This is a genomic window from Aureimonas altamirensis (assembly GCF_001463885.1).
GTDB classification, from domain to species: Bacteria; Pseudomonadota; Alphaproteobacteria; order Rhizobiales; family Rhizobiaceae; genus Aureimonas; species Aureimonas altamirensis.
Map to the genome: position 1 here is coordinate 228,206 of NZ_BBWQ01000011.1, position 13,905 is coordinate 242,110.

Below are 13,905 nucleotides of genomic sequence, written 5' to 3' on the forward strand. Positions count from 1 at the left end.
CTTTCTGGCGCCCTGCAACGATTTCTAGTCGAGCCGGCCATGGAGGTGAAGCGCAAAAAGGTGCTGCAATGCGCAATGGCGGCAAGTGCGACTTGTCTTGGCGGTTGCGATCTTTTGACTCATAATAACCGTGGGCACGCGATGGCAGGGGGATTCGTGAAAACGGACGTCGTCCGCGTCTTGGCTCCGGCGCGCCTACATCTCGGCTTTCTTGACATGAATGGCAGCCTCGGCCGCACATTCGGCGGCATCGGCCTCGGCATTGCCGAGCCCCGCACATGCCTGACCCTGTGCCATGCCGAGGGCAAGACGCATCACATTACCGGAATGGAAGGTCGTCGCGCCGCGCGCTACCTGGAAGCGATTTCCCGGCAACTGGCGCTGCCCGGCCCATTCTCGCTGCACGTGTCGCAGGCCATACCGTCTCATGCGGGGCTTGGCTCCGGCACCCAGCTTGCGCTGTCGGTCGCGGCGGCGGTGCGCCATCTGCAAAAGCTGCCGCTGGACCCCGAGGGGGATGCGGCGCGGCTTGGCCGGGGTCTGCGCTCGGGCCTCGGAGCCGGCCTGTTCCGCCGTGGCGGCCTGATGGTGGATGGCGGCAAGGGCAACCTGGATGCGCCTCCGCCCATCGTGTCGTGCCTGCCGTTTCCATCCGACTGGCGCGTGCTCCTTGTGATGGACAGCAAGGATGAAGGCATCCACGGCACGGCCGAGGTCGAGGCCTTCCGGCGCCTGCCGCCATTTCCCGAAGCCGATGCGGCGCGCATCTGCCGCCTTACCCTGATGCAGATGCTGCCATGTGTGGCGGAACGCGACATCGAGGGGTTCGGCGCCGCCGTCCACGAAATCCAGCGCATGGTCGGCGCCCACTTCGCCCCGGCCCAGGGCGGCGTCTTCACCAGCCCGCGCGTCGGCGCGGCCATGGCGGCGCTGGATGCCATGGGCGCTCACGGAACCGGGCAAAGCTCCTGGGGGCCCACGGGATTTGCCTTCGCCGACAGCGAGGATACCGCGCAGAATCTCCGGCGCGGGCTTGTCGGCAAGGGTCTGGCCGACGGCCTCGACATACGTGTCGTCGCGGCACGCGGTGGCGGGGCTGTCGTCGAGACCGTCTCGCACGGGCTGGACGGCATGAAACATGACAGGATGGAGAGCGCCCGATGAGCGAAGCGAAAATTCTTCACATGCTGACGCCGCACAAGCATGTCAGCCCTTTCGACGTGAACATGGCCAGCGACGCGGGCTTCGGCGTCGTGATTCCCTATGAATCGGTGGAGTTGTCGGAAGTGGCCGATCTTGTCCAGGACGCCATATTCTCGCGTCCGCCGAAATGGGGGCGCTCGACGGCGATCTTCTTTGGCGGCGACGATGCGGTTCTGGCCCTCGACATGATGGACGCGGCGCGCAAGGCGATGGTGCCGCCATTCGGTGTGCACCTCTTTGCCGATCCCGCCGGCTCCTTCACCACCGCGGCCGCCATGGTGGCCTCCGTCGAGGCCGCATTGAAAGCTGGTCAGGGCAGGACGCTCGGGCAATCTTCGGTGGCCGTGTTCGGCGCAACCGGCGTCGTCGGCTACTGCGCCGCCGTCATCGCCGCCCTCGAGGGCGCCCGCGTAACGCTGGTCGGCCACAACGGGGTAGAGCGGGTGCGCAGGCGGGCCGATGAGATGAAGGCGCGCTTCGGCGTGACGGTCGATGCGGTGGATGGGCCGGACGATGCCGCCAAGGCCGCCATACTGGGCAGGGTGGATGTGGCGCTGGCCGCCGCCAAGGCCGGCGTTCGCGTGTTGGATCGCAGCCTTCTGCAAGGCTCGGAAAGCCTGCGCGTCGCCGCCGATGTCAACGCTGTTCCGCCCGCCGGCATCGAGGGCATCGACCCGTTCGACGACGGCAAGCCCATCGACGGCACGAAGGCCGTGGGCATCGGCGCGCTGGCCATCGGCAACATCAAGTACAAGACCGAGTCCGGACTGTTCAAACGGATGATCGAAAGCGATACGCCGCTGGCCCTCGACTTCCGCGACGCCTTCGCCTTCGCCCGCCAGCTCAAGGTTGGATAGGGTGGCCAAAGCCTGTCTCCTCGTCGCGGCATTCTCCGCCCGCCAGATCGCCCGGTCTGCCGTGGCGGCGGGTTACGACGTCCTGGCGGTCGACTTCTTCAACGACAGGGATCTGGCCCCCTTTTGCCTGGCCAGTGAATGCCTGCCGGGCGAGTATCCCGACGGCTTTTCCGGCCCGGCGCTGATGGGTGCGCTGGCGCGCCTTGCCGAAGGGCGGCGTCCCTTCGGCTTCGTCTACGGCGCCGGCTTCGAGGATCGGCCCGACCTTCTCGGCGAGATCGCCCGGTTCTGGCCGGTGCTGGGCAACGATGCCGCAACCGTGCGCCGCATCAAGGACCCCATCCTGTTTGCCGGGGCCTGCGCCGCGGCCGGCGTGCCACACCCTGAAACGCGCATGACACCGCCGGCCGACAGGCGTGGCTGGCTGGCCAAGCGGCAGGGCGGCGCGGGCGGCGGGCATGTCGTGCCCGCCGAAAGCCTGGCGGACCCGGCCGGCCATTACTTTCAGCGCATCGTTCCGGGCGAGCGCCTGTCGCTGGGCTTCGTCGCGCATGGCACGCATATCGCCAGCCTTGGCGTCACACGCCAATGGTGCGATCCGGTGGCGACCGCGCCTTACCGGTATGGCGGGGCGGTCGGGCCGCTGAACCTCAGCATCGAGGGCCAGCTCGTGGCGGCGGTCGAAGGCGTGCTTGGCCGCATCCCGCTGATCGGCATCGGCAGCGCCGATTTCGTCGTCGACGGTGCGGTGGCAACCCTTCTGGAACTCAACCCGCGCCCCGGGGCCACCCTGGATGTCCACGACACCGCGGAAGATCCGCTTCTGGTTCATCACCTTGCAGCCGTGCAGGGCCTTGGCACAAGGTGGCGGCCGAGGCGGCCGGGGATACGGGCCAGCGGCCTTGCCTGGGCGACGGAAGCCGGCGTCGTGGACCGCGCCTTCGCGTGGCCCGCCTGGGCGGCCGACCTGCCCGCTGCCGGCGCACAGGTCGCCGCCGGGGAACCGCTATGCACCGTCTGCGTGGAAGACGGGGCCCACGACGGAGAAGAGGCCGATGCCCGCCGGCTTTTCGACAGCCGGCGCGCCTATCTCCTCTCCTGTCTCAGAAGGGATGCCGCATGACGAGCGACCATGTTTCCGTCAACCGGGGCGCGCTGCCGCTCGTCGACAGGCTGAAGCGGCACGCCGCCGCGCTGCGCGTGGCGGTGTCGCAAGGCGGCGCCGGCGAAACGCTCATAGATGCCGGGGCACGAACGCCCGGCAGCATCGAGGCGGGCCGCATCATCGCCGAAATATGCTTGGGCGGCCTTGGCACCGTGCGGCTGGATGCGGGCACGGGGCTGCCCAACCATCCCTTCGGCGTCACCGTGGCCACCTCGCGGCCGGTGCTTGCCTGCCTGGCCAGCCAGTATGCCGGCTGGCAGCTCACGCATGGCGCGGGCAAGGAGGGCTATTTCGCCATGGGCTCCGGCCCCGCCCGTGCCCTGGCCCGCCGCGAACCCTTGTTCGAGGATCTCGGCTATAGCGACGACAGCGACGTTGCGACACTGGTGCTGGAGACATCGAGCGCACCGCCGGAAGCTCTTGTCCGCCGCCTGTGCGAGGATTGCGGCGTAGAGCCTGCCAACCTGACACTGATCTACGCCCCGACGCAAAGCCTGGCCGGGACGGTGCAGATCGTGGGTCGGGTGGTGGAGGTTGCCCTGCACAAGGCGCACGAGATGGGGTTTGCCCTTGCCGATATCGTCGAAGGCATCGGCACCGCCCCGCTGCCGCCGCCGCACCCCGACTTCATCACCGCCATGGGGCGCACCAACGACGCCGTCATCTATGGCGGGCGTATCCGCCTGCACGTCAAAGGCCCGGTTTCCGAGGCGAAGCGCCTGGCACAGAACCTGCCCAGCAGCATGTGCAAGGATTACGGAGCCCCCTTTGCAGAAATATTCCGCCGCTTCGACGGCGATTTCTACAAGATCGACCCGACGCTCTTCTCTCCGGCGGAGGTGACGGTCGTGGCGCTCGAGACCGGTGAGACCTTCCGGTCCGGCGGGCTCGACGAGCGGCTCGTCGACACGTCCTTCGGTTAAGGCCACCATGCGCATCGTGCTTCTGTCCGCCGCGCCCGACCGACATGCGCGGCAATTGGAAAAGGCGTTCGCGGCACTTGGCTGCGACTGCCACCGCTTCGAGACGGCACAGATCGGCTTCGACACCGGCGCTGCCCACGGCATCGTCATGCCGGAGCTGGGCGAGGCCTTGCCCGACGCCGTCTGCCTGCGCACCATGGCCGGCGGCAGCTTCGAGGCGGTCACCCGTCGGCTCTCGATCCTGCATGCCCTTTCGGCGCTGGGCGTCGTGGTGTCCAACGACGCGCGGACGGTGGAGCGCTGTACCGACAAATCGATGACGAGCTTCCTTCTGGCGCGGGCCGGGCTGCCCTCCCCGCGCAGCCATGCGGTGGAGACGCGCGGCCAGGCGTTGGCCATATTGGAAGCGGCGCCCGGGCCGCTGGTGCTGAAGCCGCTGTTCGGCGCGCAGGGTAAGGGCATCCGGTTGGTGAAGACGCCGGACGACCTGCCCGAACCCGGCGATGTCGGCGGCGTGTATTACCTTCAACGGTTTATCGGCCATCGCCGCGCGGGGGCATGGTGCGACTATCGCGTCCTGGTATCGCGGGGGGTGGCCGTGGGCGCCATGATGCGCCGCTCGCCGGCCAGTTGGATCACCAATGTCGCGCAGGGTGCGGAGGCTGTCGGTATCGCGCCGGACCCGGAACTGGAGCGCCTCGCCGTCGCGGCGGCGGACGCGGTGGGAGCGGAGTTCTGCGGGGTCGACCTGATGCGCGACGCCGATGGCGTGGCGCAGGTGATCGAGGTCAATTCCATGCCGGCCTGGACCGGGCTGGAACAGGCGACCGGCATAGACGTCGCCGCCATCCGCGCCCGAGATCTGGTCGCCGCACTCAGCGCACAGGACCGGCATCGCATCCGGAGCGTGCGGTGACAAGCGCGGACGCGGTCGCCGCCCTGTTCGTCAAGGCATGCCGGGCAGAGCTGGACGCGTTGAAACCCGGCAACGTGCATCGCTTCGAAGCCGGGCACGGCATGAGCGTGCAGGATTTCGAGACGAGCGCCGAGGTTTCCGCCCCGTTGCTTTGCGCCAAGGGCGTCGGCGTCGGCGCGCGCATTCTTGCAGCGGTCTCGGCCACGCGGCAGGCCGTGGGACAGAACACCAATCTCGGCATCCTGCTGCTCTGCGCACCGCTGGCCAAGGCGGCCGAGCGGCCGGGAGGGCTGCTGCGCACGCATCTTCAAGCGGTGCTTGCCGATATGAGCCCGCAGGATGCCGAAGACACGTTCCGCGCCATCGCGCTGGCCGCCCCCGGCGGGCTCGGCACCGCGCCGGAGGGGGATGTGCGCAAGCCGCCGCAGATCGGCCTGCTCGCGGCGATGCGCCTTGCGGCCGACCGGGACCTCATCGCCCGCCAGTATGCGAACGGCTTTGCGGATATCTTCGAGATCGGCGTTCCGCTGGCAGAGGGCCGGCCCATGGAAAAGGCGGCGCAGCAGGTCTTTCTGGCCTTCGCCACGGCGACACCCGACAGCCATGTCGCCCGCAAGTTCGGCGATGCCGCAGCCGCCGACCTGATGCACCGCTTTCGCGCCCTCGTCGGCGCCCCGCAAGAGGCGTTGGCGGCGTTCGATCGCACGCTGAAGGCGCAAGGGCTGAACCCCGGCACCAGCGCCGACATGACGGTCGCGTCGCTGTTTGCCGCCGCACTGGACGAAAAAGCGTCCGAGCCGCGCTGAACCTGCCTTCGAGGCCATGGAAAGGATTGACGAGGCCGCAACTGGAGGTCAGTCTCTTGCCAACTGTCTGGCTAACCGGTCCCCCACGGACGTCGAGAACAAGGGCAGTCAGGACCAGGCCGGAGGAGGGTCGGGTTTGCGGGGGAAATTCGTGGGCCGCGAGGGGCGTCTTTCCATTCCGCACGACTGTTTCACCGGTGGTCCGGCATCGCGCCGGCACCAGCCGGATCGTGAACAACCAGGGAGAGACATTGACCATGGCGAAAATCAATAAGGTTCTGGTCGGCGAGTCGCTTGTCGGCGAGGGCAACGAAGTCGCGCATATCGACCTCATCATGGGCCCGCGCGGCTCGGCCGCGGAAAGCGCCTTCTGCAACGCGCTGACCAACAACAAGGACGGCTTCACCTCGCTGCTCGCCGTCATCGCACCCAATCTCGTGACCAAGCCCAACACGGTCATGTTCAACAAGGTGACGATCAAGGGCGCCAAGCAGGCCGTGCAGATGTTCGGCCCGGCGCAGACCGCCGTTGCGCGGGCCGTCGCCGACGCCGTGGAAAAGGGCATCATCCCGCAGGACGAGGCCGACGACATCTTCATCTGCGTCGGTGTCTTCATCCACTGGGAGGCCGAGGACGACGCCAAGATCCGCGACTACAACTATCGCGCCACGCTGGAATCCATCGAGCGCGCGGTCAACGGCAAGCCGACGGCCGCCGAAGTCGTGGCCCAGAAGGGCGCGGCGCACCACCCCTTCGCCGGGGCGGGCGCCTAGACAAGAGACCATCCCGAGGAAGACGAACCGGCGATGAAAGCAGGCCTTCTTCGGCGATTGGCCGCCATATTCGGGTTTCAGTAGAGGGCGGCGATCCGCCCGTCGTGAAGCGCCGTGGCCACCAGGGCCCCGGCGCATCCCAGCCTTCCGAGCGCATGGATATCCTCCGCATGGCGGACGCCGCCGGCGGCGTATATCTGCCTGCCCTGCGCACGGGCCAGCACTGCCTCTATCGTGTCGATCTGCGGTCCCGCGCCGCTGCCCACGGCCGCCATCGTCATGCAGATGACGCGCTGCGGCCAGCACTGGCCGGCATCCAGCCAGGAGGCCGGCCCGAGGAAATTGTCGCCTGCAAAATCCAGCGACAGCACCGCCTCAGACGGCAGCTCCACCGCATTGCAGGCGAGGCTTTCCGTACCGAAAACCGGGCGCATGCCGGCCGGCAGCAGGGCCGCCTGCCCCGGCGCGCCGAACCCACCATCTACCCAGATGTCGACGCCCGGCACGCGCGCACCGATCCGCGCCAAGAGATCCCGCTGCACTGCGCCGCCCATGATCGCATCGAGATCGGCGATATAGAGCGTGTCCGCGCCGGCGGCCCGCACCAGCCCGGCCGCAAGCTCCGGCGCATCGTCGGCACGGCCAAGGGGCGTGCGGATCGGCGCATAGGTTTCGCGCCGCCCACCGCGCCCGTGCACGACGACACCGCCCATCAAATCCAGAACCGGCACGATCCGCATTCGCCTCTTTCCTTTCATGCCATTTTACGGTCCTTTCGGGGCTCGTCGCAAACAGGCGCAGGTACGCGAAGGCAATGACCGGCATGGACAGGCGGCTCGGCTGGGATGTGGGCGGGGCCCATCTGAAGGCCGCGCTCTTCGAAAACGGACGGCTCGTCGGCGTCTGGCAGGAGCCCTCCCCGCTGTGGCGGGGTATGGAACATCTCGATTCGGCGCTGGACCGCATCCTCGCCGCGACGGGCGCCGTGCAGCACCATCATTTGACGATGACCGGCGAGCTGGCCGACATTTTCCAGGACAGGGCCAGCGGGGTACGGCTTTTATGCGAGAGGCTGGCGGCCCGGCTGGGCGCAGGGCTTCGCGTCCATGCAGGCCCGCGCGGGTTGATGTCGCCGGCGGAGGCCGCAAGGCATCCGGCATTGGTGGGCTCGGCCAACTGGCATGCCAGCGCCGCCTTCGTTGCCCTTGCCCTCGATAATGCGCTGTTCATCGACATGGGGTCGACGACCACCGATATCGTTCCGATCGCCGGCCGGGCGGTGCGCAATGCGGGCTATACGGACAGCGAGCGGCTGGCCTGTGGGGAGCTCGTCTACCAGGGCTTCACGCGTACCAGCCTGATGGCGGTTGCGCGCGCGGTTCCCTTCCAGGGTCGGATGGCGCCGCTGATGGCCGAGCATTTCGCCACCATGGCGGATGTGGCGCGGCTGGCCGGCCATCTGGACGAAGGGGACGACCAGATGCCCACGGCCGATGGGCGTGACAAGACGCCGGCGCATTCGCGGGCCCGTCTGGCGCGCATGCTGGGCGCGGATGCGGCCGATGGCAGCGACGAGGATTGGCGCGCTGTTGCGCTTGCGCTGACGGAAGCGCAATTGCGGCTTGTCCACGACGCCTTGTCGCTTGTGCTGTCGCGCGGGGAGCTTGCGCCAGACGCCCCGCTTGTCATTGCCGGCACGGGCCGCCCGCTGTTGCGGCGGCTTGCGCAACGCCTGGACCGGGGCGTCATTGAATTCGCCGATCTGGCGGACTGCCGGTCCGGCCTGCGCGAGGCGGCCAGCCGCGCCGCGCCGGCCGTAGCCCTGGCCTGTATGGGCAAGGAATAAGACCACGGGGTCGGGCAATCGGCAGGAGGCGGGCGGCATCTGATGCCGCCCGACGGCATCCCCTTCTATCGCCTTATGCGTCGCGCGGCGGCCGGGCCCAGCCCAGCGCATGGTAAAGCACGATGGCGCCGATGGTGGCGGTGCCGATGCCATCCAGCGTGAAGCCGGCGACATCCAGCGTGAAATTGCCGGCACCGAGAACCAGCGCAACGCCAACCGTGATCAGGTTGCGCGGGTCGGCGAAATCCACCTTGTTTTCCACCCAGATGCGCCCGGCAGTCGCGGCGATGAGGCCGAAGACCACGATGGACAATCCGCCGAGCACCGGCCCGGGAATGGTCTGGATCAGCGCGCCGAATTTCGGCGAGAAACCGAGCAGGATGGCGATGGCGGCCGCCACCAGAAACAGCAGCGTCGAAAAGATGCGCGTTACGGCCATGACGCCCATGTTCTCGGCATAGGTGGTCATGCCGGTTCCACCGAACGAGCCGGAGACCATCGTGGCGATGCCGTCGCCGATGAAGGCGCGGCCGAGATAGGGGTCCAGGTTGCGGCCGGTCATCGCGCCGATGGCCTTGATGTGCCCAAGGTTCTCGGCCACCAGGATGATGACGACCGGAGCGATCAGCGTGACGGCCGACGCCGAGAAGACCGGCGCCGTAAAGCGCGGCAGCCCGAACCACGCCGCCGCCGCGACGCCGGAAAAGTCCACCGGTGCGCCGAGGCCCATGCCATTGGCGAGGACGAGATAGAGGATGTATGCGGCAGCCCCGCCGATCAGGATCGGCAGCCGCCGTGTCATGCCGGGCGCATACACGGCGACAAGCCCGACGGCGGCAACCGTGGCGATGGCGACCCAGCGCGATAGCTGGTCGCCATCCGCGTTGGCCGGCGATATGCCCGATGCGCTGGCGATGGCGATGGGCGCAAGCACCAGACCGATGGCGGCAACGATGGCGCCCGTCAGCACCGGGGGCATCAGGCGCTCGATCCAGCGATGCCCTGCCGCCATCACGATAAGGCCGATCAGCGCGTAAAGCGCACCTGCGACGATGATGCCGCCCAGCGCCAGGGCGATGTTGGGGTTGGGCGCACCGGCCATGGCGCCGGTGGCCACGAGGACCGGTCCGATGAAGGCGAAGGACGAGCCCAGATAGCTCGGCACGCGGCCGCCGACGGCAATGAAGAAGATCAGCGTGGAGATGCCGGAGAAGAGGATCGACACATTGGGGTCGAAACCCATCAGGATCGGCGCCAGAACGGTAGAGCCGAACATGGCGACGACGTGCTGCAGCCCCAGCACCACCGTCTGGCCGGCCGGAAGCCGCTCGTCCGGCAGGATCCGCCCTTCGGTCTTCAACGTCCAGCGCGGGAAGTAACCGCCTCTATCGCTCATCATAGCCCCTCGTAACCGCCCTCGCCGATCAGGTGCCGGCGGGCTCGTCGCGGTAGAATGCCGCGACCTTGTCCATCAGCCAGTCCCATGCCTGCCTTTCGCGCGGACCGGCGGTCTTGTCCACCGCGATCTGAAGGTAGGCGATTTCATCCTCTACTTTCCGGCGCGGCAGCATGGACAGGCGGCTGGCCAGGATGGCCAGCTCCAGCACCGCGGCGCGCGCCCGGTTCATGCCGGCGAAGGGCGCATGGGCGGCGGATGCGACGACCCGGCAGTGGAATCGCGGTCGCACCGCATCGTCCTCCACATGCTCGACCTGCAGCACGTCATGGGCCAGCGCCGCGGCAAGACGCGGCACGGGGCAGCCGTCCAGCGGCACGAGCGGCCAGTCCTTCTGCCCGGTCAGGCAGCCGGCGAAGATCAGCACGTCGTCGGTGTAATTGGCGACGGCGAAGCCTGTCTCCTCGATATTGGCAAGCGTCGTCGACGGCCGGAACGGCGCCACGATCCATTGCCCCGCCTCGTCCTCGCCCGCCGCGATGATACCGAGCGGCGCGATATGAACGCGGCCCGATGCCGACACGCTGGTCAGGATCGTTTCCCGGATCATGCCTCGCCTGCCCCGCCGCGCCCGGCTTTCAGCGTGTGGCCGGCCTCTGCAAGCCGGGTGCGATCCTCGTCCGCGTCTTCCGGTGTCGCGATCCCGAACCGCAGCGGCTCGTCCTGTGCGAAGCGCTTGCCGAGGCGATAGGCGATCTCGGCCTTCTGCAGTTCGGCACCCAGATAGAAGGCATGGGCCGGGTCCCCATCGACATCCAGCAGCGGATAGAACGAGAAGGCGTCGCCATGTACCGCGTGCTGCCCGCGCGTGAACAGATGGATGCCGTCTTCGGCCACCTCGATACGGTAGTTGCGGTCGCGCACCGCTGCGGCCTGCTCCGCGATGTCCGCGGCGCTGTTGGCCACCGGCTTCAAATCGTGCACCTGCGACAATGCCGGGGAGTAGCCGCGCGGCAAGGCGTTGTCGGCGCGCGCCGCATGCATGATGCGGCGGGCGATATCATGCTCCTCGATCGTGCGGCGCGTATGGGCGCTGACATGCACGACCAGCAGGTTGCGAACGGACAGTTCGGAGGCGACCCCCAGCAGCAAGGCCGTGATGCCGGATGTGTCGGCCTCCGTCAGTTCCGTCAGGTTGCCGGTGCCCATCATGATGTCGATATCGGGCCGCGCGGCGCGCAATGCGTGATAGCGCGCCAGCGAGTCGGTGAAGCCGAAATGGATCGGATCGAGGACCGGATCGGCGATGAAGGACAGGCCGCGATCGCTGGCCGCATCCACCGCGCGCAGCAGCGACCCAAGGTCGCGCGGCTCGGCCGGCACCAGAATCGGAATGCAATCTCCTTCCAGCGCGATGTCGAGCGTATGTTCGGTCAGGCTCAGCAGGTAGTCGGCGCCGCCGCGCGCCGCGCGCGCCAGCTCTCCCCGGTCGGCACTGTCGACGCTGACGGCAAGCCCCTCCGCCTTCAGGGCCTGGATCGCATCCTCCAGATGCGGAAACGGCGTATCCGGCAGGCAGCCGAGATCGATCACATCGGCGCCGGACGATGCCATGGCCCGCGCCCTTTCGACGATGGCGGGCAGCGACAGGGCAGAGGCGTCGACGATTTCGGCGAATATGCGCATGTCGTGCTTCGAAAGGTCGGCCGCCTTGCGGCCCCGCCCCAGGAATTGCGGCAGGTCCGCAACCTCGTCCGGCCCACGGATGATGGCGACGCCGAAATGCTGCTCCAGGCTTTCAAGATCGGCGCGGCATCGGCCCGGCAGCACGATCCTGTCGGCATCGACGGGCAGTTCCAGGCGTCGCCGGATGATGTCGCCCGTCAACAGGGCGGCAACCTTCACGCCCATGTCGCGGATAGCGAAATCGAAGTCGGTCGGCCCCATTTCGGCCAGAACGCGCTCCAGCCGGGGCAGCGCCAGCCGTCCGGTCAGGAACAGGAGGCGCTGGCCGGTAAAGGGACTTGCAGGCGGCGGCGCCCCGTTCACTCCGCCGCTTCGACGGCGTAGGCCCCGGGCGGCGTGCTGCGCGGAATGGCGCGGCCCGGGACGCCGCCGCCCGAAAGCCGCTTGGCCGCCAGCGTCAGGTCGGACGGGCCGGCCACATACACGCTCGTCTCCGGATGCAGCAGCTTGACGAAAGAGGAATCCACCACGCCCGCCGCCGATATGGCATCGAGCGTCGAGCCTTCGGGCATGTCGAGCTGCTTGATGAGGCACAGCGAGCACCCGGAGAATTGCCCCGCCAGCCACGCGGCCAGGCTATCGGACGTCACGCTCCAGTTGCGCGGAATCTCGCCGGCGCGCAGCGCCAGCTTCGCGGGCATCCAGACGGGTATCCGGCCGGCATCCAGCTCGCGCCTAATGGCTTCCATCGAAGCGACGGCCACCAGCCTGTCGCCCAGGCTGGCAAGCGCGCGGCCGAACTGCTCCATAGCCAGGATCGCCATGTGGTGGGCCGCGTCGTCGTCGAAGCCGATCACCGGCTGGAACCGGCGCACCACATCCGCGAAGGGTCCGCCGCCGGGCACGAGTACCAGCGGTCGAGCCGCCTTTTCCATGCTTGCGACCCAAAGTTTCAGGTCGGGAGAAGAAATCGAGCTTCCTCCGACTTTGACGATGAGCAGGTCCTTCACTCTGCGGACTCCTTGAACGTTCAGGCAAGGCCCACGGCTATCCCGGACGGTACCGCGCGGTCGGCCGCCACTCTTTCGCCTTTTTCCGGCGAAGGGCAAGGGTGACCGCCGATCAATTCGATGCTGCGCCGCAGCATGAATCGCCCGCTTCGCGGCGGATTTCGATGCCCGCCGCCGCCGGTCCGAGATCGAGTTTCTCGACCCTCACGGTGACGCCGGTCACGCGGCTGTCGGCAAGGATCGTGGCGGCGAGTTCTTCCGCGATCGTCTCGACCAGATCGATATGCCCGCGCGCCACGATGGCCCGCACGGCGTCCATCATGAGGTCGTAGGAATAGATATCGGCCATACCGCCCCCACCGGCCGCCCGTCTTGGAACCTCGGCCTCGATGGAAAAGCGGACGCGCTGCCGCCGCCCGCGCTCGAAGCCATAGGCCCCGATCTCCATGTCATGGACGAAGTCGCGGATGAAGACCCGGTCCACCGGGCCGGGCGCGACCGGCCCCGCCTGCGGATGCACGAGGGCGGCGATGCCGGCCACCCGCGCGGCCGAGATGCCGTCTCCGCGTCCGCCGTCCGTCAGCGCGCCGCGAAAGCCGAGATAATCGGCGCGCAGCGGCAAAAGGCGCGGCACATCGGGGGCCTCGAGCGCCCCGGCAAGCCCGCAGAAAAGATCGAGCCGGCGCGCCGCATCCACGAAAGCCGACAGGGTGGAAAGCGGCGCATGGTCGATCAGGCGGCGACCGTCCTTGCGGGCCGTATCCAGCATGACCCCCGCAAAGCCGGCAGCCGCGATGCGGTCCAGCAACCCAGGATCGACGCCCTCGTCGGCGAAGAGAACCGCGATCAGCCGCGTTGCGCCGGCATGCGCTGCAAGTCTTTCGAGGGCGTTACCCAGTTGCACGGCGTCCGGTGTCGACAGGCCCACCTTGACGAAGTCCGCGTGGCGCCGCGCCGCAACCGCCGACGCCAGGGACTCCGGCGCCATGGACAGCGTTCCGGCGACGGCGGACACGGGCTTGCGCCCGGCCACCGCAGCCAGGATATCGGCCAGGCTTTGCGTATCGGCCGCACCCAGCGCGCCGGCATCGGGCTCCTTGACGTCGATGATGTCGGCCCCGTTGTCCAGCGCGGTCAGGGCCTCGGCACGGTTTCGGACGCTTGCCAGAAATTTCGTCGCCATGATCTCGGTCATCCATCGCTGCGGGGCAGCTCTCCCTATAGGCCGCAGCCCCCGCCCTTGAACAGGCACAGGGCGACGAACGGGAAAAAGTCGCCTTGCGGCCGGGCATTTTTATGCCTCCCCTTGGGGAAAACTTCGGGG

General features: G+C 68.1%; 14 protein-coding genes. 8 read left to right on the forward strand and 6 right to left on the reverse strand.

Annotation, left to right across the window (positions count from 1 at the left end; genetic code table 11):
• Positions 1 to 156: 156 nt before the first annotated feature.
• From AUL31_RS08780 to fae, 7 genes are all read left to right on the forward strand, one after another.
• Positions 157 to 1,164: a beta-ribofuranosylaminobenzene 5'-phosphate synthase family protein gene (locus tag AUL31_RS08780; protein ID WP_244489355.1), complete on the forward strand. Its 1,008-nt coding sequence runs from the start codon at positions 157 to 159 to the stop codon at positions 1,162 to 1,164.
• Positions 1,161 to 2,060 (forward strand): NAD(P)-dependent methylenetetrahydromethanopterin dehydrogenase, encoded by a 900-nt coding sequence (locus tag AUL31_RS08785; protein ID WP_060604564.1) that lies wholly within the window; start codon positions 1,161 to 1,163, stop codon positions 2,058 to 2,060. The genes AUL31_RS08780 and AUL31_RS08785 overlap by 4 nt, the downstream gene beginning before the upstream one ends.
• A 1-nt stretch (position 2,061) precedes the next feature.
• Positions 2,062 to 3,183 (forward strand): ATP-grasp domain-containing protein, encoded by a 1,122-nt coding sequence (locus AUL31_RS08790; RefSeq protein WP_060604567.1) that lies wholly within the window; start codon positions 2,062 to 2,064, stop codon positions 3,181 to 3,183.
• Positions 3,180 to 4,148, forward strand: coding sequence for a methenyltetrahydromethanopterin cyclohydrolase (gene mch / locus AUL31_RS08795; protein WP_060604570.1), 969 nt, complete (start codon positions 3,180 to 3,182; stop codon positions 4,146 to 4,148). Before AUL31_RS08790 ends, mch begins: the two co-directional genes overlap by 4 nt.
• A 7-nt stretch (positions 4,149 to 4,155) precedes the next feature.
• Complete coding sequence (locus AUL31_RS08800; RefSeq protein ID WP_060604573.1) at positions 4,156 to 5,064, forward strand: ATP-grasp domain-containing protein; 909 nt, start codon at positions 4,156 to 4,158, stop codon at positions 5,062 to 5,064.
• Positions 5,061 to 5,870 carry a triphosphoribosyl-dephospho-CoA synthase gene (locus AUL31_RS08805; protein ID WP_060604576.1) on the forward strand — a complete coding sequence of 270 codons (810 nt, stop codon included), beginning with the start codon at positions 5,061 to 5,063 and terminating at the stop codon, positions 5,868 to 5,870. Before AUL31_RS08800 ends, AUL31_RS08805 begins: the two co-directional genes overlap by 4 nt.
• A gap of 257 nt (positions 5,871 to 6,127) precedes the next feature.
• Positions 6,128 to 6,643, forward strand: coding sequence for a formaldehyde-activating enzyme (gene fae / locus AUL31_RS08810; RefSeq protein WP_060605320.1), 516 nt, complete (start codon positions 6,128 to 6,130; stop codon positions 6,641 to 6,643).
• A gap of 77 nt (positions 6,644 to 6,720) precedes the next feature.
• Here the strand turns inward: fae and AUL31_RS08815 are convergent, their stop codons facing one another.
• Positions 6,721 to 7,383: a HisA/HisF-related TIM barrel protein gene (locus tag AUL31_RS08815; RefSeq protein ID WP_060604577.1), complete on the reverse strand. Its 663-nt coding sequence runs from the start codon at positions 7,381 to 7,383 to the stop codon at positions 6,721 to 6,723.
• Positions 7,384 to 7,466: 83 nt separating this feature from the next.
• Here AUL31_RS08815 and AUL31_RS08820 point away from each other — a divergent pair, with 83 nt between their 5' ends.
• Complete coding sequence (locus tag AUL31_RS08820) at positions 7,467 to 8,489, forward strand: hydantoinase/oxoprolinase family protein (protein WP_060605322.1); 1,023 nt, start codon at positions 7,467 to 7,469, stop codon at positions 8,487 to 8,489.
• Between the two features lie 73 nt (positions 8,490 to 8,562).
• Here the strand turns inward: AUL31_RS08820 and AUL31_RS08825 are convergent, their stop codons facing one another.
• The 5 genes from AUL31_RS08825 to AUL31_RS08845 all read right to left on the reverse strand — a co-directional run bounded on the left by AUL31_RS08825 (position 8,563) and on the right by AUL31_RS08845 (position 13,764).
• On the reverse strand, positions 8,563 to 9,885 hold the full coding sequence (locus AUL31_RS08825; RefSeq protein ID WP_060605325.1) for a solute carrier family 23 protein: 1,323 nt from the start codon (positions 9,883 to 9,885) through the stop codon (positions 8,563 to 8,565).
• 28 nt (positions 9,886 to 9,913) lie between these two features.
• A complete protein-coding gene (locus tag AUL31_RS08830; RefSeq protein ID WP_060604580.1) occupies positions 9,914 to 10,495 on the reverse strand; it encodes a DUF447 domain-containing protein in 582 nt (193 codons plus the stop codon).
• Positions 10,492 to 11,934 carry a DUF6513 domain-containing protein gene (locus tag AUL31_RS08835; protein WP_060604583.1) on the reverse strand — a complete coding sequence of 481 codons (1,443 nt, stop codon included), beginning with the start codon at positions 11,932 to 11,934 and terminating at the stop codon, positions 10,492 to 10,494. Before AUL31_RS08835 ends, AUL31_RS08830 begins: the two co-directional genes overlap by 4 nt.
• Positions 11,931 to 12,581, reverse strand: coding sequence for an amino acid kinase family protein (locus AUL31_RS08840; protein ID WP_060604586.1), 651 nt, complete (start codon positions 12,579 to 12,581; stop codon positions 11,931 to 11,933). Before AUL31_RS08840 ends, AUL31_RS08835 begins: the two co-directional genes overlap by 4 nt.
• A 112-nt stretch (positions 12,582 to 12,693) precedes the next feature.
• Positions 12,694 to 13,764: a (5-formylfuran-3-yl)methyl phosphate synthase gene (locus AUL31_RS08845; RefSeq protein WP_060605328.1), complete on the reverse strand. Its 1,071-nt coding sequence runs from the start codon at positions 13,762 to 13,764 to the stop codon at positions 12,694 to 12,696.
• Positions 13,765 to 13,905 lie beyond the last annotated feature (141 nt).